Below are 19,484 nucleotides of genomic sequence, written 5' to 3'. Positions count from 1 at the left end.
GCAGCTGAGGCAGGGTGTGCCTGGCCGCCGACGGCCCGAACCCGCTGCCCTCGGCTCGCCGCACCCCCGCGGTGGTGTTGCTGTTTCCCTCCCTGCTGCGACACTGATCGGTATGTCCGAGAGTGAGCATCGTCCGCTGATGCCTCAGATGCGGCTCGATGAACTGCTGGCAGAGCTGCAGACCAGGCTGAACGCCGTACTGTCCACTCGGGATCGGGTGCACGCGCTGCTCGAGGCCGTGGTGTCGGTGGGCAGCGACCTGGATCTGGAGACTGTGCTGCGGCGGATCGTGGAGACCGCGACCAAGCTCGTGGACGCCAGCTACGGGGCGCTGGGCGTGGTGGGAGAGGATCGCACGCTCATCCAGTTCATTCCGGTGGGGCTGAGCGAGGGGGAGATCGCCAAGATCGAGCACTGGCCGCACGGGCTCGGGCTGCTCGGCTTGTTGATCAAGGATGCGCGCCCGCTGCGGTTGAGCCGCATCTCCGATCATCCGGAGTCGTACGGTTTCCCGCCGGGACACCCGCCGATGGGCACCTTCCTCGGGGTGCCGGTACGGGTGCGGGACGAGGTGTTCGGCAACCTCTACCTGACCGAGAAGCGTGGCGGCGGCGACTTTGACGAGGAAGACGAGGCCGTCGTCATCGCCCTGGCGACCGCGGCCGGTGTCGCGGTGGAGAACGCCCGGTTGTATGAGGAGTCGCGGCAGCGCGAGACGTGGCTGCAGGCGTCGTCGGAGATCACCACGAGCCTGCTGTCCGGCGCGGGCCTTCATGAGGTGCTGACCACGATGGCGGCACGCGCCCGGCAGATGTGCGACGCCGACCTGGTGCAGGTGCTGCTGCCCGAGGCGTCGGGTGAGACGCTGACCGTGGATGTGGCGGAGGGCGAGGGAGCCGGCGAGCTGCTGGGGACGACTTTCGAGGTCTCGGCCACGCCGGCCGGCGAGGCGTTCAGGCGGGGCGCTCCGGTGTCGGAGCGGGATCTGCTGAGCGCTCCTTACCCTGACTCACCGTTGCGGCGGCTGGGATACGGGCCCGCCCTGATGGTGCCGCTGGGTACGGCGCCGCAGGTGCGCGGGGTGCTGGCGTTGGCCAAGCGGAGCGGGCGGCTGCCGTTCAGCGGGGCCGATCAGCACATGATGGAGTCGTTCGCGGGCCAGGCGGCGGTCGCGCTGGAGCTGGCCGAGACCCGGCGTGATGCCGAGCGGCTCGGCCTGCTGGAGGACCGGGATCGCATCGCCAAGGATTTGCATGACGTGGTCATCCAGCGGTTGTTCGCTACCGCGATGACGTTGATGAGCACGGTACGGCTGGTGGAGCGGCCGGAGGCGGGCAAGCGGTTGCAGCACGCGATCGACGAGCTGGACGAGACGATCCGGCAGATCCGCTCGTCCATCTTCGCCCTGCAGACTCCGCGGGAGGATGCTGCTCCGAGTCTGCGTACGCAGATCGTCGATCTGGTGGAGGGGGCGGGCGGGCATCTGGGGTTCATGCCGGGGCTGCGCATGGAAGGCCAGATCGACACCGTGGTGCCCGAGCATGTCGCCGAGCATCTGCTGGCCGTGCTGCGCGAGGCCTTGTCGAACGTGGTGCGCCACTCCCGCGCGACCCGGGCGGAGGTTTCGGTGGAGGTCGCCAACCAGCGGCTCACGCTGGTGGTCACCGACAACGGGGTCGGCCTGGGAGAGAAAGGACGCCGCAGCGGCCTCCGCAACATCGAGGAACGGGCCGATCGACTGGGCGGCACCGCAGAACTGGAGGCTCCTGCGGAGGGCGGCACACGGCTACGCTGGCACGTCCCCTTGGACTGAAGGATGGCCGCTGGTCGGCTGAACGAGCGCGTGGGCCTGGCGCGCGATCTCCCATTCCTCGTCAGTGGGGATGACCAGCACGGGCACTTCGGCACCCGCGGGGGAGATGAGCCGCTCGCCGGCCGTGCCGGCCTGGTTGAGTGCCGGGTCCACGGTGATGCCGAGCCGGTCGAGCCCGGTCAGGGATTCGGCGCGGGTGGCGGTGTCGTGTTCGCCCACGCCGCCGGTGAACACGATCGCGTCCACCCGTCCGAGCAGCGCGTAGTAGGCGCCGACGTATTTGCGGATGCGGCGGGTGTAGATGGCCAGGGCTGAACGGGCGGTGTCGTCGTCGCGGGCGCGTACTTCGCGCATGTCTCTGGTGCCGGTCAGGGCGAGCAGGCCGCTGTGGTGGGCGAGTGCGTGCTCGACCTGCTGGGCGTCCAGCCCGTTCACGCGGGCGAGGTAACCGGTGAGTGCCGGGTCGATGTCGCCGGAGCGGGTGCCCATGACCAGTCCTTCCAAGGGTGTCATGCCCATGGAGGTGTCGATGCTGCGCCCGCCGGAGATGGCGGTGGCGCTGGCGCCGTTGCCCAGGTGCAGCACGATCAGGTTGAGGTCCGCCAGGTCGCGGCGGAGGAAGGCGGCGGCGCGGCGGGAGACGTACGCGCAGGAGGTGCCGTGGAAGCCGAAGCGCCGCACGCCCCACTCTCGTGGCACGGCGTAGGTGTAGGCCTCGGGCGGCAGAGTGCGGTGAAAGGCGGTGTCGAACACGGCCACCTGCGGCACCCCGGGGAACGCCTTGCGCGCGACCCTGACCCCGGTGAGGTTGACCGGGTTGTGCAGGGGAGCGAGCGGGGCCAGTTCCTCGATGGCGGCGATCACGTCGTCGTCGATCAGCACGGCCTCGGTGAAGCGGGTGCCGCCGTGCACGATGCGGTGCCCGACCGCGACGGGCGCCAGTTCGGGCCCCGCTGCGGCGAACGCCTCCATCATCGCGTCCAGCCCCTCGCCGTGCCCGGGGAAGGGCCGCTCCCGCACGTACGGTGGCCCGTCCCCGGTCCGGTGGATGAGCCGCCCGGTCTCCTCGCCGATGCGTTCGACCAGGCCGCCGGCCGGGCGTTCGTGGGTCTCGACGTCCACCAGCTCGTACTTGATCGACGAGGATCCGGTGTTCAGGACGAGAATGTGGCCGGCCATGTCCACGAGCCTATTTCCACGGGGTCCTCGCCGTGCTCGCGGGTGTACGCGCGGGCCTGGAGCCGGGCGTCGGTCATCTGCTGGCGCAGGTGAGCGGCGGTGGTGCCGAGGCCGGGGACGCGGTCGATGACGTCCATGACCAGGTGGTAGCGGTCGATGTCGTTGAGCATGGCCATGTCGAACGGCGTGGTGGTGGTGCCTTCTTCTTTGTAGCCGCGTACGTGGAGGTTGTGGTGGCCGCGTCGGCGGTAGCTGAGGCGGTGGATCAGCCACGGGTATCCGTGGAAGTTGAAGATGACCGGCTTGTCGGTGGTGAACAGGGTGTCGAACTCGGCGTCCGGCATGCCGTGCGGGTGCTCCGACGGAGGCTGCAGCCGCATCAGGTCCACGACGTTGATGACACGGACCTTCACGGACGGCAGCTGCTCGCGCAGGATGGCGGCGGCGGCCAGGGTCTCCATGGTGGGTACGTCGCCGGCGCAGGCCAGCACCACATCCGGCTCCTGGTCCTGATCGGTGGAGGCCCACGGGAGGATGCCGAGCCCGCGGGTGCAGTGCGCGATGGCCTCGTCCATGGTGAACAGGTCCAGCACCGGTTGCTTCCCGGCGACGATCACGTTGATGTAGTCGCGGGAGCGTAGGCAGTGGTCGCCGACGGACAGCAGGGTGTTGGCGTCCGGCGGCAGGTAGACGCGGACGACCTCGGCCTTCTTGTTGACGACGAGGTCGAGGAAGCCGGGGTCCTGGTGGCTGAAGCCGTTGTGGTCCTGCCGCCACACGTGGGAGGAGAGCAGGTAGTTGAGCGAGGCGACCGGCCGCCGCCACGGGATCTTCTTCGAGGCATGCAGCCATTTGGCGTGCTGGTTGAACATGGCGTCGATGATGTGGATGAACGCCTCGTAGCAGTTGAACAGCCCATGCCTGCCGGTCAGCAGGTAGCCCTCCAGCCAGCCCTGGCACAGGTGCTCGCTCAGCACCTCCATCACTCGCCCGCCGGCGGCCAGGTGCTCGTCGGTCGGCTCGATGGCCGCATTCCACGCGCGGTCGGTGGTGTCGAAGACGGCTTGCAGCCGGTTGGAGGCGGTCTCGTCGGGGCCCATCACCCGGAAGTTGTGCGGGTTGGCGGCGATCACGTCGCGTAGGAAGGCGCCGAGTACCCGCGTGGGTTCGCTGGTCTGCTGCGCGGGTGCTTTGACCTCCACGGCGTAGTGGCGGAAGTCCGGCAGCCGCAGCGGCTTCAGTAGCTCGCCCCCGTTGGCGTACGGGCTGGCGCTCATCCGCAGCGGCCCTTCAGGAACCGTCTGCAGCAGCGCGGGCACCGGCCTGCCATCGGCGTCGAACAGCTCTTCGGGCCGGTAGGAGCGCATCCATGCTTCCAGCATGGCCAGGTGTTCGGGGTTGTCGCGGACGCCGGACAGCGGCACCTGGTGGGCCCGCCACGTCCCCTCGACCGGCAGCCCGTCGACCTCACGCGGTCCGGTCCAGCCCTTGGGGGTGCGGAGAATGATCACCGGCAGGCGGTCCGCGCGACCGTCCTTGTAGGCGGCGATCTGGTCGAACACCTCGTCCAGCGTCCGCGCCATCTGCTCATGGTCAGGGCCGACGAGGTGCGGGCGGTAGCCGTACCCCTCCATGAGCTTGACCAGCTCCGCCTCAGGGATCCGGGCGAGTAGCGTGGGGTTGGCGATCTTGTAGCCGTTCAGATGCAGGATCGGCAGGACCACCCCGTCGCGGTAGGGGTCGAGCAGCTTGTTGGAGTGCCAGCTGGCGGCGAGCGGGCCGGTCTCGGCCTCGCCGTCGCCGACGACGCAGGCGACCACGAGCCGCGGGTTGTCGAACGCTGCGCCGAAGGCGTGCGCGAGCGAATACCCGAGCTCACCGCCCTCGTGGATGGAACCGGGCGTCTCGGGGGCCACATGGCTGGGGATGCCGCCGGGGAAGGAGAACTGCCGGAACAGCCGCCCCATACCGGCGGCGTCCTGCGAGATGTCCGGATATTTCTCGCTGTAGGTGCCTTCCAGCCACGCGTGGGCGACCGCCGCCGGACCGCCGTGGCCGGGACCAGCAATATAGATCATGTCCTGGCCGCGTTCGGCGATGATCCGGTTGAGGTGGGCGAAGCAGAAGTTCAGCCCCGGCGTGGTGCCCCAGTGGCCGAGCAGGCGCGGCTTCACGTGCTCCGGCCGTAGCGGCTCGGTCAGCAGCGGGTTGTCGAGGAGGTAGATCTGGCCCACGGACAGGTAGTTCGCGGCACGCCAGTACGCCTCAATTTTCTGCATGGGTGTCATGGGTCCGACTGTCTCGGATCGATCGCGACCGGCCTAGGGACCTTGGTCCCGACCTCGCAGAGCACCATGGCTCCGCGTGCCTGCGGCGTCTTGGGGAAAACGGTCCATCGGACGCGCTCTGAAGGTCTTTGGTCCCTGCTGTGGACATCCTGCAGTGCGGGATCTTGGGTCCATGTCCGTTCTTACCTAATGACTTCGGAGAGGGATTCATCGTCCGCTCTGAAGCAGGCTCTCCCGCTCGATGTCTGTGTACTTACCGGGAGCTTGACTCCTATGCAGAGGCCGTGCACGGGCGGGTGAGCGAGCTGGTGGGTGGCGTTCGACGAGGAGCGAGTGAACGCCTGTGTCGATACCGGGCCTAAGCCCTCTGCTAAGGCCGTGCGCCTCGCTCCTCTTTGATCGCCGCCCACCAGCGGCAACCTCAACGGCAAGATCGTGACGTGAGCCAGCCGCAGGACGCATCGCTTGAGAAGACCAGGGCCGCCGAGCCCTCGCAGAGAAGGCGAGCCTGCAGCCGGCTGGGGCCACGAACTGCTGATCGGATGTCGAGCCCAGGAGCTCTCTCATTAGGGCGTGGCGTGTCCCTGCATGGCTCACCTGCCGTTACTACCGAGGAAGGAGGCCCCGTTGACAGTGACCTGCGGGATCGACTGGGCAGAAAAGCACCACGACGTCGCCCTGGTCGACGAGATCGGCAAGCTGGTGGCCAAGCAACGCATCAGCGACGACGCGAACGGTTGGCGGACGCTGGTCGAGCTGCTGGCCGACCACGGCGACAGCCCGGACCAGCCCATCCCCGTGGCGATCGAGACAAGGGGCGGCCTGCTGGTGGCCTGCCTGCGCGCTACCGGCCGCAAGGTATACGCGATCAACCCCCTGGCGGTGGCTCGCTATCGCGAACGCCACACCGTCGCCCGGTCCAAGTCCGACCACGCCGACGCCATGACCTTGGCCAACATCCTGCGCGTGGACGCCGACGTCCACCGGCCGCTGCCAGCCGATAGCGAGCTGGTTCAGGCGATCGCGGTGCTGGCCCGGGCGCAACAAGACGCGGTCTGGAACCGCCAGCAGCTGGCCAACCAGCTCCGCTCACTGCTGCGCGAGTTCTTCCCTGCGGCCCTGAATGCCTTTTAGGTCAAGAACATCGGCCTGACCTCCCGCGAGGCCCGCGCGGTCCTGCATGCGGCGCCCACCCCTGGTACAGCCGCCAAGCTCACCGCCCGCCGACTGCACGGCCTGTTGCGCGCCTCGGGCCGTCAGCGCAACATGGAGGCCTGGGCCGAGCGGCTGCTGGCGCTGTTCCGAGAGGAACAGCTTCGCCAACTCCCCTTGGTCGAGGACGCGTTCGGCCGCCAACTTCAGGCCCTCCTGCTGCAACTCGATGCCGCCTGCCGCGCCGCCGACGGCCTCGCCGAAGCCACCAGCGAGGCCTTTCACCAGCACCCTGACGCCGCCATCATCACCAGCTTCCCTGGCCTGGCCGACATGACCGGCGCCCGCGTGCTCGCCGAGATCGGTGACGACCGCACCCGCTTCGCCCACGCCCGCGCGCTGAAGGCCTACGCCGGGGCGGCGCCCATCACCCGCGCCTCCGGCAAGAGCCTGGTCGTCCACCACCGCAGGTGAAGAACCAACGTCTGGCCGCCGCCGGCTACGTTTGGGCCTTCGCCTCTTTGAGAGCGCCAGGTCCCCGAGCGCACTACGACCGCCGCCGAGACGACGGAGACCGGCACTCCAGCGCCCTGCGCAACACCTTCAACCGGATGCTTGGCTGCCTGTACCACTGCCTGCAAGAACGCAAGAAATACGACGAGCTCGCAGCGTTCCCGCCACGCCGAGGGTCGGCATGCCCTGATTCAGTCGAAGACCATGCGGCCTGAGCCGGTTGACCTACATGATCGTAGAGGCGACGCTGGTCTGCGCTGCTGCGGTCACGGGATCCTGGTCGTGGTTCTGGCCGTCGTGCTCAAGTACGGCTGGACACTGTTCGGCTAGCGCCATTTCACGGTCGGCATGCCCGTGTTCGGTATCAGAGGGGCCGACGTCCCTGGGAAGAGGGACTTCCGACCCTGACCGTGGTGGCCTCCGGGTGATGAACTAGCTGTGAGGATCCATGGAGGTGAGAGCCATGACAATTGGTTCGGTCAAGCATGCGCTGGACGCCGCGATGGATGCCGCGCGCTGGGCGCCTTCCACGCACAACACTCAGCCCTGGACCTTCTCGGTGTCCGAGCAGGAGATATGCCTGCGGGCCGACCCGGACAGGAAGCTGCGCGTCGAGGATGTCTCCGGCCGGGAGATGCTGATCAGCTGCGGTGCGGCCCTGTTCACCATGCGTACGGCGATGAGCTGCGAGGGCTTCGAGCCTGTCGTGCGTGTCCTGCCCGATCCGGACCGCCCGTCGTTGCTCGCCACGCTGCGGCTGGGTGCCGAGGTACAGCCGGAGGAATCCATTCGTGCTCTGGGTGGCGAGATCGAGCGGCGCCGCACGCACCGGGCGGGCTTCGCCGATGTGCCGGTACCGGACCCGCTTGTCGAGAAGCTGGTCCTGGCAGCCGCGGAGGAGGGGGCCAAGCTGACGCCCGTTCGTTCCGCCGAAGCGGTCAGCGTGATCGCCGCACTCACCCAGGCCGCGCAGAGCGTGCAGGCCCAGGACCAGCGCTTCAGCCTCGAGGTGATCCGCTGGGCAAGGCCACCGGGCAGTAGCCGCACGGACGGGGTGCCCGCGGAGGGCTATCCCCGTGAGGCGGCGCGTACCGAGCCGCACTTCCCGCAGCGCGATTACGCCTGGGGGCATGACTGGGGAAGCCAGACGGACCAGAGAGCCTCCGCGGCGACCGGGGTCGTTGCGGTGCTCACCACGCGGGGTGACAGCCGCCAGGACTGGATCGATGCCGGGCAGGCGCTGCAACACCTCTTGCTGTACGCCTCGGCGTACGGCGTCAGCGCCGCCTTCCACACCCAGGCGCTCGAGATGGAGTTGCTGCGCGAGTTCATGAGGCAGGAGCTCTGCTCGGGCCAATACCCGCAGATGATCATGCGGCTGGGCGTCACCTTCGACGACAAGGGCTCGATGCGCCGGCCCTTGTCCGAGATCCTCTGGTGAGGACCCGGGCCTGCCCGGTCGGCGGCGACCAATCCCGCAGCACCCGATCGCAGACGTCGTATATGCCCGAAGCTGCCGGGCTCACGTCCCAATCCGGCCAGAACCGGTCGCCGCCGGACAACGGAGGCCTCGCGCATCCAGATCAGGCCCCGCCCCAGACGACAGGGAGATCGGCTATATCGTCGTGCTTCCACTTGAGCTCGTCGTGGACGGCCACCACGCTGTCGATGCGCTCGATCATGCGAACCACGGCAATGGCATGGCTGTGCTCGTCGTACGTCCCCGACAGGGTGACGACGGCGTCGGCCACGGTGATGCGGAGGTCGGCGACGTCGCCGGGGACGGCTTTGACGGCTTCCCGTACCTGGCGCTCGATGTCGGTGTCGGGGCGGAGGAACACCTTGATCAGGTCGCGACGGCTGACGATGCCGACGAGCCTTCCGCCGGAGTCCACCACGGGCAGGCGCTTGACGCCGTACTTGTCCATTTGCCGCGCGGCCAGCACGACTGGAGTGTCGGTGGTGGTGGTGTGGGCGGGGGAGGTCATCAGCTCGCCGGCGGTCTCGCCGAGCGCTTTGTAGAAGCCGTTGCCCTCGCTGCCGACGGTGTGGCGGATGCGGGCGCGTAGCGGTGGGCGGTAGCCGTCGCCGTAGTAGCTCTCCTTGAACTCCTGTTTGGCCAGCAGGTCGGCCTCGGACACCACGCCTACGACGCGGTTGTCGTCGTCGAGCACTGGCACGCCGCTGACCTCCCTGTCGATGAGCTGCTCGGCGACGGTGTGGAAGGAGGCGTTCTGATTGACAACGGCCACGTCGGTGGTCATGACATCCTGGACGGTGGTTCTCATGGGGATCTCCTACAGGTGCTTGACCCGGACGATGCCGGGTACGGTGCGAGCGAGCAGATCGGCGATGTGGTCGGCGTGCTCGCAGGGTGACCCGGACAGCTCTGCCACGCCGTCGCGGACGGTGACGTTCCAGTTCGGGCCGGAGGGGTAGTGCTCGCGCAGCGCGGCGATGACCGCTTCGCGCAGGTCGTCGTCGGAGCGGGCCAGCATGGCCATCAGGTCACGGCGGCTGACCATGCCCACCACCGCGCCGTTCTTCACCACGGGGAGGCTTTTGATCCGCTTGTTCACCATGAGATCGATGGCGGTGGTGACGTCGGTGGTCTCGGTGACGGTGACGACGTCGCCGGTCATGACCTCCAGCACGCGGCGCGGCGGCGGCTCTTGCGCCGCGGGCAGGGGGCGTACGGTGGCGCGGGGGTCGGGCTCGAGCTCGCCGCGCAGCAGATCGAGCTCGCTGACCACGCCGACCAGATGGTCACTGTCATCGACCACCGGAGCGGCGGTGATGTCATGGCCATAGAGGGTCCGGATGGCCTGCCGCACCGGGTCGGTACCGCGGACCGTGATGGCCGGACAGCTCATGACCTCGCGCACGAGCATGGCTACCTGGCCTCCCACGCGGAGTCGTCGTGTTTCCAGGTCAGCTTGTCGACCACGTCGACGACGCCGTTGACGCGGCCGGTCATGCGGACCGCGATCCCCGCCTCGGTACGGCGGTCCATCTGGCCGGACAGCGTCACCACGCCGTTGTTCACCGAGACGGTGACGCCGGAGGTGTCCACCCACAGGCTGCGGTCGAGGACATCGTCGCGGATCTCGGCGGCGATCTCCTCATCGCTTCGCACGAACAGCTTGACCAGGTCACGGCGGCTCACGATGCCCACCAGACGGCCGTTGGGTGCGACGACGGCGAGCCGCTTGACGCCGCGGGCGTCCATCAGGCGGGCTGCGCCGACCGCCGACGCCGTGGGGGAGACAGTGATCGCTGGACTGGTCATGAGGTCGGCGGCGGTGTCGCCGTCGGCCTTCTGCCGGCTCTTGGGGTGGCGGAGCCGGGCGCGTAGTGGGGGCCGATAGCCCTCGCGGTAGAACTCCTCCCGGAACTCCTCCTTGCGCAGCAGGTCAGCCTCGGAGACCATGCCGATCACATGGTTGCCGTCGTCGGTGACCGGCACGGCGCTGACGCCGCCGGTGATGAGCGTTTCAGCGATGGCCTTGAACGGGGTGTCGGCGGTGACGGAGAACACTTTCCTCGTCATCACATCCGCGACGGTCATTCGCATGACTGCCTCCTATTGATTGCTCTCATCACATCTCCCAGACGGTCCGGGAAGTAGGGACGTAGGTCCCGAGCAGGACAGTCGTTGGTCAACGCAGTGGGCACACCCGCCGTACGGCCCTCGCCTTGAGGCCGAAGGTCCCTGCTCACCGAGCCGCGGATACGAGAGGCTGGTTGCCGTGGAGGTCTGAAGGGAGCGCCTGACATGAACGGCATCGTGCTCGGCTACGACGGCTCGGACTTCTCGATGCAGGCCCTGGACTGGGCGCTCGACGAGGCCGAGCTGAGGAAGCTGCCACTGACCGTCGCCCACGCGTGGCAATGGCCGTACGGCGAGGCGGAGGAGGAGGCCAAGGCCCACCTGCGCAAGGCGGCCGAGCACGTGTTGTGGCACGGCGCCGAATGCGCCCGCTCGACCAGCGCGGGCGTGCACGTCGAGACCGACCTGTACGAAGGCCCCGCCGCGGAGCGCCTCGTGGAGCTCTCCAGCGATGCCGACCTCGTCGTGGTCGGCTCTCGCGGCCTCAGCGCCCTGCCCCGTGCGGTCGTCGGCTCGGTCGCCGGTTACGTCGCCGCCCACGCCGACTGTCCGGTGATCGTCGTACGCGGCCCAGGCCCCCTTCCCCCGCCTACGGGCCCGATCGTCGTGGCCGGCAAGGAACCGGACCCGGCCGTGCTGGAGTTGGCATTCGGCGAGGCCGCCATGCGCCAGGTTCCCCTCGCCTCCTCGGCCGACCTGACCCAGTGGGTGGCCCGCCACCCTGAGGTCCGGATCCAGCCGGGCGACCCGGTGGATCGTGCCACGCTCATGGTCATCGGCCGCACGCGCGCGACGCACCTCGGCCCCGCGAACTACCTTCTCCAGCACGCGCCCTGCCCCGTGGCGGTGGTGTCGGAAAGCTGACCCTCGGATAGGCACGGACGTGGCAAATGGCGGATCGGGCCAGGACTTTAGACTCTGTGCACCCACGCGTCCCGCTCCGAGGCTTGATGGAAACCCGTACAAGACCAAGGGGGAGGGCCGACCATGACCGATCACCTCAGCCCACTGGACGCGGCCTTCCTCGAGGTCGAAGACGAGGAGCCGGAGGTCTCGATGGCGATCGCGTCGATCGCCATCATGGAGGGTCCGCCTCCTTCCAGGGAAGAGCTCGTCGAAGCCACGCGGCGCAGGTTGCCGTTGGTCCCCCTGTACCGGCAGAAGGCCCGGCAGGTGCCGTTCGACCTCGGCGCACCCGTCCTGGTCGACGATCCGGACTTCGATCTCGACCGGCATATCCGGCACGTGTGCGTGGCCGAGCCGGGAGACGATGCGGCGCTGTGCGAGCGGATCGGTGAGATCATGTCGCGGCGCCTCGATCGCGAGCGGCCGCTGTGGGAGTACTGGCTGTTGGACGGGCTGTCCGGTGGGCGCTGGGCGCTGGTGTCAAAGGTGCACCATTGCCTGGTCGGTGGTGTCTCCGGCGCCAACCTGTATTACGTGCTCTTCGACCTGTCGCCCGACGGCGACGGTCGCCAGGCGCCGCTTGATGCCTACGTCCCCGATCCGGGGCCGTCCACGTCACGCCTGATCGTTGACGCGGTACGTGATCTGCTGCTCAACCCGATCGAGCAGCTTCGCATGATCGGCGAGGCGCTCCGGACGCCACGCGCCACCGCGCAGCGCATCGCGGACACCGGCCGCGGCCTGCTCACCTTGGCGGGTTCACTCGGGCCGGCCTCCCGCTCCACACTCAACGGCCCCATCGGCGAGCGCCGCCGCTACGCCGTCGCCCGCGCGTCCCTGACCGAGATGAAGCAGGCCGCCCGCCAAGCCAGCGCGAGCCTCAACGACGTGGCGCTGTCGGCTATCACCGGAGCCTTTCGCTCCCTGCTGCTCCAGCGCGGTGAGGAGCCAGATCCGCACGCCATGCGCACGGCGGTGCCGGTGTCGGTACGAGCAGCCGGCGACGAAGGCGTGTGCACGAACCGGATCTCAGTCATGCTGGCGTTCCTCCCCGTGCATCTAGCCGACCCCGGCGAACGCCTCCAAGCTGTGCATGCCCATCTCACCGAGCTGAAAGCGAGCATGGAGGCGCAGGCCTGCGAGGCGATGACCACGCTGGCCCGCCATGAGCCGTTCCCACCCGTATCCTGGGCGACCCGGTTACTCGCCCGCCTTCCGCAGCGCAGCGTGGTCACCGTCACCACCAACGTCCCCGGGCCACCCGTGTCGCTCTACCTGCTAGGCCGCCGGGCCCTGGAGATCTTCCCGTACGTGCCCATCATCGCCAGGTTGCGTACCGGCGTGTCCATCTTCTCCTACTGTGACCAGGTTGCTTTCGGCGTGACCGGGGACTACGACAGCGCGCCTGAAGTGGAGCGGTTCGCCTGCGCCATTGAGGAGGAACTCGGCAAGCTCGTTCGCTCGGCCGCCGCCTGAAGCCGGGACACAACTTCCCCAGGTGCTACCTGGCCGTGGAACTGCGTGTCATGGACAGAGCCTGTCGGTTGAGGACGCCGCGCTGGTGGCCGGCCGATTGATCATGTCGGGGTGCGCACAGGAGGTCCCCTTCGTGCTGGAACCGGCCTCCTAGCGGACGATCGCAACCGGGCAGGGTGCGTGCCCCAACATGGCCGCCGTCACGGAGCCGAACCATCCGTGCGAGCTTCCGACGACCACCAGGGTGGCGTCAGCGATGGAGGCGAGCGCCTCGCCTACTCGCGAACGCGGCGTATGCGTCTCGATCCTGACCGTTGGATCTTTCTCCCTCCACGGCATGAGGGCTCTCGCCAACCAGTTTTCGGTCGCGTTCTGGACGGCCGGTGGGTCCAGGGAGGGCTGCCAGGCGTGTACGACGAGCAAGGGAAGGTGCCGCATGGCTGCTTCCGTGAAGGCGAAGCCAAGAACCGCATCCACCTTGTCATCGTCTGCGAGACCCGCCACGATCGGCCCGGGATGGGGGCTACGCGGCAGCGAGCCCTTGCCGCGAACGACGATGACCGGGCACCGCGCATGGGCAACCGTATGGGCTGCTACGGAGCCGACGATCGCGCGGGCCACCGCGCCCAGACCGCGGGAGCCGACCACCACCAGTTCGGCCTCGGCCGACAGTTCCTCCAATCGGCCGGTCGCCGACCCCTCATACAGGTCGGGTCGCACATCAAGCCCGGGGGAACTGGTTCGTGCGCAGTCGGCGCCGTGCCACAGCACGTGCTCGGCAGCACGGCGCAGTGAGTCACGGCCCGTCTGATCCGCGTCGCCATACGGCCACTGCCACGCATGGCAGACGGTGAGGGGGAGCTTGCGGAACTCGGCCTCGTCCATTGCCCAGTCCAGAGCCTGCATCGAGTGGTCGGTGCCGTCGTAGCCGATGACCACGCCCAATGTCTCGTTCACATATCCCACTCTTGGCAGCTCATAGGGCGGTTCGGCAGGCCACAATGGGCCGTTCTCGAAAGCTTTCACATTTCGTGGGCGGCTCTTTTGCCACTATCGGCTGCACGGCGACGTGCCAGGGACGAAGGATGCTTCGGCCACACGCGGCCGCCAAGTGCCCACCCGCGTCTCGCTGAGCCTGCCGGCATGTGATCAGGTGAGTACGGAGAAGCGGCGATCCAAATGAGAGATCTTCAGGAGGCGGGAGACACGTTCAGGGACGTGCGAGAGCTGCAGTCGCCCGCCGACGTCCCTGGCCTTGTTGTCGGCCCGTATGAGGGCGGTGAGGCCAGATGCGTCCATGAAGGACACGTTGGCCAGGTCGACCTCGGTGGCCGAACCCGATCCGGCCATCGTGCCGATGAGCAGCTCTTCCAACGTCGGTGCCGTCGCGATGTCGATCTCTCCGGAGACCGTGATCTGCGCTGTGCCGTTTCTCACCCGCGTCGAAAGTCTGAAGGGATGTCCACGTGCGCCTGGCAGGGCTAGCTTCCTGTCCACCTTCGCCTCCGATTGAGTCTTGGTGAAAAGCCGAGGTCCTTCACCAAATCACTCCATGCTGTTGGGGACACCGATGGTCACGGTAGGGCCGAAGGTCCCACCTGGTCATGTCCAACGTCACCTGGAGTGGTGGTTGACCAGGGTGGTTCACACCAATCTCATCCACAATCCGGCTGGGACGGTGGTGATTTCGCTTGGTCCTGTCCGGCGATGGCGGCCACCTTGCCGGCCAGGTCGGCCAGTGCGCGAGAGACGGCCAGTTCGTCGCCGATCTCGGGCACCCAGGCATCGGCCGGGTTTCGGCGCCTGCACCCTAGACCGTCCACACGCCCGCCACCTTTGGTGATCAGGACAGCTCGGGCCGATGTTTCGTCGCCCTCTTCGGCGAGATAGATTTGCACGGTCCACTGCTTGTTCGCCACCGTAGGAACCTCCTGGACAACCCCTGGATCTTGTCCAGTCTTCATCTGGCGCCTGCAGCCCGCCAGGGTCGAACGCCTGGTTCCGGGGGGACGAAAGACCTCCAGGCCCGGCACCCACGGGGTTCGAGGACGGCATCAGACCTTGCCCGTCCTCGTCCTCTCAGGAGAGCCAGGCGTCCAGGTTCGCCGCAGCCGTTTCCCTTCGGCCAGACACTGCTCGCCAGGCGGCGATCGCCTGCTCATCGCGCTCGGTCGCGCGCCGCGCGGGCCACGCCATCGTCCCATCTTCCCCGGCCCCTGCGGACGGATCCTCGATGCGCCCCTGTGAGCGGAACGGCGCAGGCGTGCTTCCGCTCAAGCACTGCTCGCCGCCCTGGATCCATCCGGTCGGCCGCGCCCGTCGAGAATGGTGAACATGACACGTGCGGTGTACATAGCGGCGGGCGAAGCAGGAAGCAACAAGGGCACGATCGCACTGGGCATGGTGGAGCTGCTGTCCCGGCAAGTGGAGACCGTGGGCGTGTTCCGTCCAGTCGTCAGGGCAGGACGTGAGGACAACCTGATCAACACCATCCGGAGCAGGTTCCAGCTCAGCCTGCCCTACGAGACGTACGCCGGCGTCACCTACGACGAGGTGCACGCCGACGCCGAGCGTGCCGCCGGCGACATCGTGGCCCGCTACCGTGCGCTCGCGGGGCGGTGCGACGCGGTCGTGGTGGTCGGGACCGACTACACCGATGTGGGGGCGCCGACCGAGTTCGAGTTCAACGCCAGGCTGGCCGCGGACCTGGGAACACCCGTGCTGAACGTGGTAAGCGGGAAAGGCAGGACGGCCGCGGAGATCGCCGCCGCTGTCGACCTGTCGTCCCGGCAACTGGCGCACCACCACGCCCGGGAGCTCGCGGTCGTCGTCACCAGGGCGGCTGCCGAGCACGTCGCGATCGACCACCCCACGCCGGTGTTCGTGCTGCCCGAAGCCCCCTCCCTGCGCGCACCCACCGTCGCCGACCTGCTGGATGCCTGCGACGGAAGATTCTTCCTCGGCGAGCGCGACGGGCTCGGCCGGGAGGCGAACGCGCTCATGGTGGGCGCGATGTCGCTGCCCAGCATCCTGGATCGCTACACCGAGGGCGCAGCAGTGATCATCCCGTCCGATCGGACCGCCGCACTGCTGCCCGGACTGATCGCGGCACATGCGGCGCCGGGCTTCCCCACCCTGTCTGCGGTGATCATGACGGGCGGCACGGATCTGCCCGCCCCGGTGGACCGGCTGCTGCGCAGCATGGCCATTCCGCTGCCGGTCATCGCCACCGACCACGACACCTTCGACACCGCGACCCGTCTGTCGGCGGTGGAGGGCCAGTTCACGCCCGAAGCCGGCGGCAAGACCGACACGGCACTGCGGCTGTTCGCCGAGCACGTCGACGGCCGGCTGCTGCTCGATCGGCTGGCCATCGCCAAGACCGACGTCGTCACGCCGCTGATGTTCGAGTACGAGTTGCTGGACCGGGCGCGCACCCAGCGTCGGCACATCGTGCTGCCCGAAGGCGAGGAGCCGCGCATCCTGCGTGCGGCCGACGTCCTGTTGCGCCGTGGCGTGGCCGAGCTCACCCTGCTCGGCGACGAAGAGCGGATCAGGGTGCAGGCAGGCCAGCTCGGCCTGGATCTGGACGAGGCCAGGGTGCTCAGCCCGTTCGACGCGGAGCTGCGCGAGCAGTTCGCCCACGGGTACGCCAGAGTCCGCGCACACCGGGGGATGACCGTCGAGCTGGCCCGCGACGCCGTCACCGACGTGTCCTACTTCGGCACGCTGATGGTCCACACCGGCATGGCCGACGGCATGGTCTCGGGCGCGGCGCACACCACTGCGCACACGATCAGGCCGGCGTTCGAGATCCTGCGCCTGGGACTGGTCTCCAGCGTGTTCTTCATGTGCCTGGCCGACCGGGTCCTGGTGTACGGCGACTGCGCGGTCAACCCCGATCCGAGTGCCGAGCAGCTCGCCGACATCGCGATCTCCTCGGCCCGTACCGCCGCCCTGTTCGGCGTCGACCCCAAGATCGCCATGCTGTCGTACTCGACGGGCGCCTCGGGTGCCGGTGCCGATGTTGACAAGGTCCGCGCCGCCACCGAGCTGGTCCGCGAACGCCGTCCCGACCTGCCGGTGGAAGGGCCGATCCAGTACGACGCCGCGGTCGACCCCTCGGTGGCGCGGACCAAGATGCCCGACAGCCAGGTGGCCGGGCGGGCCACCGTGTTCGTGGTGCCCGACCTCAACACCGGCAACAACCTCTACAAGGCCGTCCAGCGCAGCGCCGGCGCTGTCGCGGTGGGACCGGTGCTCCAAGGCCTGCGCAAGCCGGTCAACGACCTGTCGCGCGGCGCCACCGTCGCCGACATCGTCACCACCGTGGCCATCACCGCCGCGCAAGTACGTGACGACGAACCGAACGCCAGCCGTGAGGACGAGGTGGAAAGGGCGATACGCCACTGACACCCCGAAGACGACAGGCGCCCCGCCGACGTCAATTGAGCGACATGACTGCTTTGTGGGCTGGGGCTGGGGTAGGCAAGCCGAGGAACGGGGCCCGGTGCGGCCCGCCGCGGACGACCGCCCAAGGATGCGCGGCGGGGCCGACCGGCGAGACGACCGGAATGAGGCAGAACTCCATGACGGAGACCGGCACGGGCAAGCGGGCGAGGTGGGTAGCCTGGCGACGTTGGGTTTCGCCGTGAACTTCTGGGCCTGGGCGCTGCCCAGCCCTCTGGTGCCGCGCTTCAAGGAGCTGCTCAGCCTGGCGGCACCACAGCAGGCGTTGCTGGTAGCGGTGCCGGTGATCGTCGGCTCGCTCGGGCGGATCCCCGTGGGGGCGCTGACCGACCGGTACGGAGGCCGGGTGATGTTCCCGCTCATCTCCGCCGCCACCATCGTGCCTGTCGTGTTCATCGGCGTCGCGGGGCAGAGCTCGCTGGCCGCGCTGCTGGTCGGCGGGTTCTTCCTGGGTATCGCCGGCACCGCTTTCGCCGTCGGGGTGCCGTTCGTCGATGCGTGGTTCCCGCCGCACCGGCGCGGGCTCGCCGTGGAGATCTTCGGCGCGGGAATGGGAGGTACCGCGATCAGCGCGCTGACCACCGCCAATCTGGTGGAGACCGGCGGCGCGGCCGCCCCTTTGGTCATCACCGCGGTCGTGTTCGCGCTCCATTTTGGTGTTCTGGTAGCGCAGGTAGGAGGTGCCCTGGCCGTCGTGCAGGAGGCAGTCGAAGGCCAGGTTGGCGGCCGATGAGAGGCGGAGTCCGCCTCGGATGAGGATCAAGGTGATCAGCCGGCCCTCGGGATAGGGCCAGCGGTCGAGGTTGGCGGGCTGTTCGATTTGTGCCATGACATGCTCGGCCAGGTAGCGGGTGACGCGCTGGCGGCGTCGAGGGATGTCGCCCGTGAAGAACGCCGCGGTGGTGGGCAGGCTGTCATCCCAGCCGTGCTGCCGGATGGCTTGGAAGAATAGGTGGAGGCCACCGACGCGGCCCTCGTTGGCGCTGGTTCCGCCGGGCTGGTCTGTGAGCCAGGCCAAGAAGCGCTCCAGCAACGGGCGGTTCACTCCGGCCAGGGAACGGACGTCGGGGGCAGCGGCTGAGAGGAACTCGCTGAATCGGGTGAGCGCCTGGACATCGGTGGTGGCCCGGCCCCCTGGAAAATGGTTCTGGCCGGGCGTTGCACGGGCCAGAACCCTGATCCCGGTGTCAAACTGTGAGGTGGCGCACGAGCCAGGTAATGGCGGCGTTGGTGACGCCGGCCACGATGCCGCGCAGCACGGCAGCCAGAACCAAGTGCTCGTTACGGGTGAGCTTGTTGGGGTCGGTCATGATGATCTCCCACGTTGCGGGTGAATGGAGTGGGGCCGGCCGGCTTGGGCCAATCGTGCAGCGACGCCCGTTACTAGCGATCAGTTGCGACAGCTTGGCCGGGAGTTGTCAGGTCGTGAGCAGCTTGACCTGCATTGCCCTCGTGGCCGGAGCGATGATGGAGCTATGAGTGGCGATGGGACTGGTGGCGCACGGCGGCGGCCACGCCCGATTATGCGCCCGCAGACGGAGTCAGGGCCGCTGGGGGACCTCAAAGGCCTGCTGTATGGCCTGTACGTGGAGGCCGGGCACCCGACGCTGGATCAGATCGCCGCCGACGTCGCCGCCGACGACCTGCCCGGTGCCCCGGAACGCGACAGCATCCACCGAATCCTGAGTTCGCCGCACCTGCCTCCGTCCCAGGCCGACGTGGTCACGGTCGCCACCGTGCTGGCCCGCCGGGCCCGCTGGGATACCGCCGATGCCGCCGCGCGGGCACGCGAGAGCTGGGTCACCGCCCACCTGGCCGCCACCCGGCCCCGGCGCCGCTGGGGCGGCCGATCGCACAAGTGCGACCGCTGGATCTGGAGGTGCACCCAGCGATCGACGCCGGCGCGAAGGAACATGGCCTGCCCGAGCTTCCCGCCTACATCCCCGCGCACACGATGCCGCCCTGGCCGAGATCGTCTTCTAGTAGCTGGTGTTTTTTGATCTATCTCGTGTCGGTCTCTCCTCGTGTGCCAAGGTGATCGATGTAGGTCACCGGGCGTGGGGAGAGATCGAGCGAT

General features: G+C 68.4%; 16 protein-coding genes and 1 pseudogene. 8 read left to right on the top strand and 9 right to left on the bottom strand.

Annotated elements, in window-relative coordinates; translation table 11 throughout:
* Window positions 1-139 precede the first annotated feature (139 nt).
* On the top strand, window positions 140-1,813 hold the full coding sequence (locus ACIBVN_RS56740) for a GAF domain-containing protein (RefSeq protein ID WP_397150590.1): 1,674 nt from the start codon (window positions 140-142) through the stop codon (window positions 1,811-1,813).
* Here the strand turns inward: ACIBVN_RS56740 and ACIBVN_RS56735 are convergent.
* Window positions 1,787-2,992, bottom strand: a complete 1,206-nt coding sequence (locus ACIBVN_RS56735; protein ID WP_397150588.1) for an acetate/propionate family kinase — start codon at window positions 2,990-2,992, stop codon at window positions 1,787-1,789. The two genes, ACIBVN_RS56740 and ACIBVN_RS56735, sit on opposite strands and share 27 nt — an antisense overlap.
* Window positions 2,968-5,280: a phosphoketolase gene (locus tag ACIBVN_RS56730; protein ID WP_397150586.1), complete on the bottom strand. Its 2,313-nt coding sequence runs from the start codon at window positions 5,278-5,280 to the stop codon at window positions 2,968-2,970. Before ACIBVN_RS56730 ends, ACIBVN_RS56735 begins: the two co-directional genes overlap by 25 nt.
* Window positions 5,281-5,868: 588 nt before the next feature.
* On the opposite strand from ACIBVN_RS56730, the pseudogene ACIBVN_RS56725 reads away from it, so the two are divergent.
* Window positions 5,869-7,160: pseudogene (locus ACIBVN_RS56725) on the top strand (IS110 family transposase).
* Between the two features lie 248 nt (window positions 7,161-7,408).
* A complete protein-coding gene (locus ACIBVN_RS56720; protein WP_397150584.1) occupies window positions 7,409-8,386 on the top strand; it encodes an Acg family FMN-binding oxidoreductase in 978 nt (325 codons plus the stop codon).
* 142 nt (window positions 8,387-8,528) lie between these two features.
* Here the strand turns inward: ACIBVN_RS56720 and ACIBVN_RS56715 are convergent, their stop codons facing one another.
* From ACIBVN_RS56715 to ACIBVN_RS56705, 3 genes are read right to left on the bottom strand one after another with little or no spacing between them, the layout of a single operon-like run.
* Window positions 8,529-9,233 carry a CBS domain-containing protein gene (locus ACIBVN_RS56715; protein WP_397150582.1) on the bottom strand — a complete coding sequence of 235 codons (705 nt, stop codon included), beginning with the start codon at window positions 9,231-9,233 and terminating at the stop codon, window positions 8,529-8,531.
* 9 nt (window positions 9,234-9,242) lie between these two features.
* Window positions 9,243-9,836, bottom strand: coding sequence for an HPP family protein (locus tag ACIBVN_RS56710; protein WP_397150580.1), 594 nt, complete (start codon window positions 9,834-9,836; stop codon window positions 9,243-9,245).
* Between the two features lie 2 nt (window positions 9,837-9,838).
* The gene (locus ACIBVN_RS56705) at window positions 9,839-10,519 is read right to left on the bottom strand and encodes a CBS domain-containing protein (RefSeq protein WP_397150578.1); all 681 of its coding nucleotides are present in this window, start codon (window positions 10,517-10,519) and stop codon (window positions 9,839-9,841) included.
* A gap of 201 nt (window positions 10,520-10,720) precedes the next feature.
* On the opposite strand from ACIBVN_RS56705, the gene ACIBVN_RS56700 reads away from it, so the two are divergent.
* Together ACIBVN_RS56700 and ACIBVN_RS56695 are read left to right on the top strand one after the other, a co-directional pair.
* The gene (locus ACIBVN_RS56700; protein WP_397150576.1) at window positions 10,721-11,419 is read left to right on the top strand and encodes a universal stress protein; all 699 of its coding nucleotides are present in this window, start codon (window positions 10,721-10,723) and stop codon (window positions 11,417-11,419) included.
* A gap of 123 nt (window positions 11,420-11,542) precedes the next feature.
* Complete coding sequence (locus tag ACIBVN_RS56695; protein ID WP_397150574.1) at window positions 11,543-12,937, top strand: wax ester/triacylglycerol synthase family O-acyltransferase; 1,395 nt, start codon at window positions 11,543-11,545, stop codon at window positions 12,935-12,937.
* Between the two features lie 150 nt (window positions 12,938-13,087).
* On the opposite strand, the gene ACIBVN_RS56690 is transcribed toward ACIBVN_RS56695, so the two are convergent.
* The 3 genes from ACIBVN_RS56690 to ACIBVN_RS56680 form a co-directional block, all read right to left on the bottom strand.
* Window positions 13,088-13,894 (bottom strand): universal stress protein, encoded by an 807-nt coding sequence (locus ACIBVN_RS56690; protein ID WP_397150572.1) that lies wholly within the window; start codon window positions 13,892-13,894, stop codon window positions 13,088-13,090.
* Between the two features lie 192 nt (window positions 13,895-14,086).
* Window positions 14,087-14,434 (bottom strand): STAS domain-containing protein, encoded by a 348-nt coding sequence (locus ACIBVN_RS56685; protein ID WP_397150570.1) that lies wholly within the window; start codon window positions 14,432-14,434, stop codon window positions 14,087-14,089.
* 158 nt (window positions 14,435-14,592) lie between these two features.
* Window positions 14,593-14,856: a DUF1876 domain-containing protein gene (locus ACIBVN_RS56680; protein WP_397150568.1), complete on the bottom strand. Its 264-nt coding sequence runs from the start codon at window positions 14,854-14,856 to the stop codon at window positions 14,593-14,595.
* Between the two features lie 415 nt (window positions 14,857-15,271).
* Here ACIBVN_RS56680 and pta point away from each other — a divergent pair, with 415 nt between their 5' ends.
* Together pta and ACIBVN_RS56670 are read left to right on the top strand one after the other, a co-directional pair.
* Window positions 15,272-17,350 carry a phosphate acetyltransferase gene (gene pta / locus ACIBVN_RS56675; protein WP_397150566.1) on the top strand — a complete coding sequence of 693 codons (2,079 nt, stop codon included), beginning with the start codon at window positions 15,272-15,274 and terminating at the stop codon, window positions 17,348-17,350.
* A 226-nt stretch (window positions 17,351-17,576) separates the two neighbouring features.
* Window positions 17,577-18,140 (top strand): MFS transporter, encoded by a 564-nt coding sequence (locus tag ACIBVN_RS56670; protein ID WP_397150564.1) that lies wholly within the window; start codon window positions 17,577-17,579, stop codon window positions 18,138-18,140.
* Between the two features lie 454 nt (window positions 18,141-18,594).
* On the opposite strand, the gene ACIBVN_RS56665 is transcribed toward ACIBVN_RS56670, so the two are convergent.
* Window positions 18,595-18,717: a hypothetical protein gene (locus ACIBVN_RS56665; RefSeq protein ID WP_397150562.1), complete on the bottom strand. Its 123-nt coding sequence runs from the start codon at window positions 18,715-18,717 to the stop codon at window positions 18,595-18,597.
* A gap of 213 nt (window positions 18,718-18,930) precedes the next feature.
* Between ACIBVN_RS56665 and ACIBVN_RS56660 the strand changes: the two genes are divergently transcribed.
* Window positions 18,931-19,407: a hypothetical protein gene (locus ACIBVN_RS56660; RefSeq protein ID WP_397150560.1), complete on the top strand. Its 477-nt coding sequence runs from the start codon at window positions 18,931-18,933 to the stop codon at window positions 19,405-19,407.
* The last annotated feature ends 77 nt before the right edge of the window (window positions 19,408-19,484 follow it).

Source organism: Nonomuraea sp. NPDC049400 (assembly GCF_044466425.1).
Classification (GTDB): Bacteria; Actinomycetota; Actinomycetes; order Streptosporangiales; family Streptosporangiaceae; genus Nonomuraea.
Note: the sequence above shows the minus strand (reverse complement) of the source record. Positions and strands in the feature narration are given on the sequence as shown.

Bases quoted from the DNA above. Each gene is read 5' to 3' on its own strand.
- ACIBVN_RS56740 (WP_397150590.1), top strand. From the start codon at position 140: ATGCCTCAGATGCGGCTCGATGAACTGCTGGCAGAGCTGCAGACCAGG.
- ACIBVN_RS56735 (WP_397150588.1), bottom strand. From the start codon at position 2,992: ATGGCCGGCCACATTCTCGTCCTGAACACCGGATCCTCGTCGATCAAG.
- ACIBVN_RS56730 (WP_397150586.1), bottom strand. From the start codon at position 5,280: ATGACACCCATGCAGAAAATTGAGGCGTACTGGCGTGCCGCGAACTAC.
- ACIBVN_RS56720 (WP_397150584.1), top strand. From the start codon at position 7,409: ATGACAATTGGTTCGGTCAAGCATGCGCTGGACGCCGCGATGGATGCC.
- ACIBVN_RS56715 (WP_397150582.1), bottom strand. From the start codon at position 9,233: ATGAGAACCACCGTCCAGGATGTCATGACCACCGACGTGGCCGTTGTC.
- ACIBVN_RS56710 (WP_397150580.1), bottom strand. From the start codon at position 9,836: ATGCTCGTGCGCGAGGTCATGAGCTGTCCGGCCATCACGGTCCGCGGT.
- ACIBVN_RS56705 (WP_397150578.1), bottom strand. From the start codon at position 10,519: ATGCGAATGACCGTCGCGGATGTGATGACGAGGAAAGTGTTCTCCGTC.
- ACIBVN_RS56700 (WP_397150576.1), top strand. From the start codon at position 10,721: ATGAACGGCATCGTGCTCGGCTACGACGGCTCGGACTTCTCGATGCAG.
- ACIBVN_RS56695 (WP_397150574.1), top strand. From the start codon at position 11,543: ATGACCGATCACCTCAGCCCACTGGACGCGGCCTTCCTCGAGGTCGAA.
- pta (WP_397150566.1), top strand. From the start codon at position 15,272: ATGACACGTGCGGTGTACATAGCGGCGGGCGAAGCAGGAAGCAACAAG.
- ACIBVN_RS56665 (WP_397150562.1), bottom strand. From the start codon at position 18,717: ATGACCGACCCCAACAAGCTCACCCGTAACGAGCACTTGGTTCTGGCT.
- ACIBVN_RS56660 (WP_397150560.1), top strand. From the start codon at position 18,931: ATGCGCCCGCAGACGGAGTCAGGGCCGCTGGGGGACCTCAAAGGCCTG.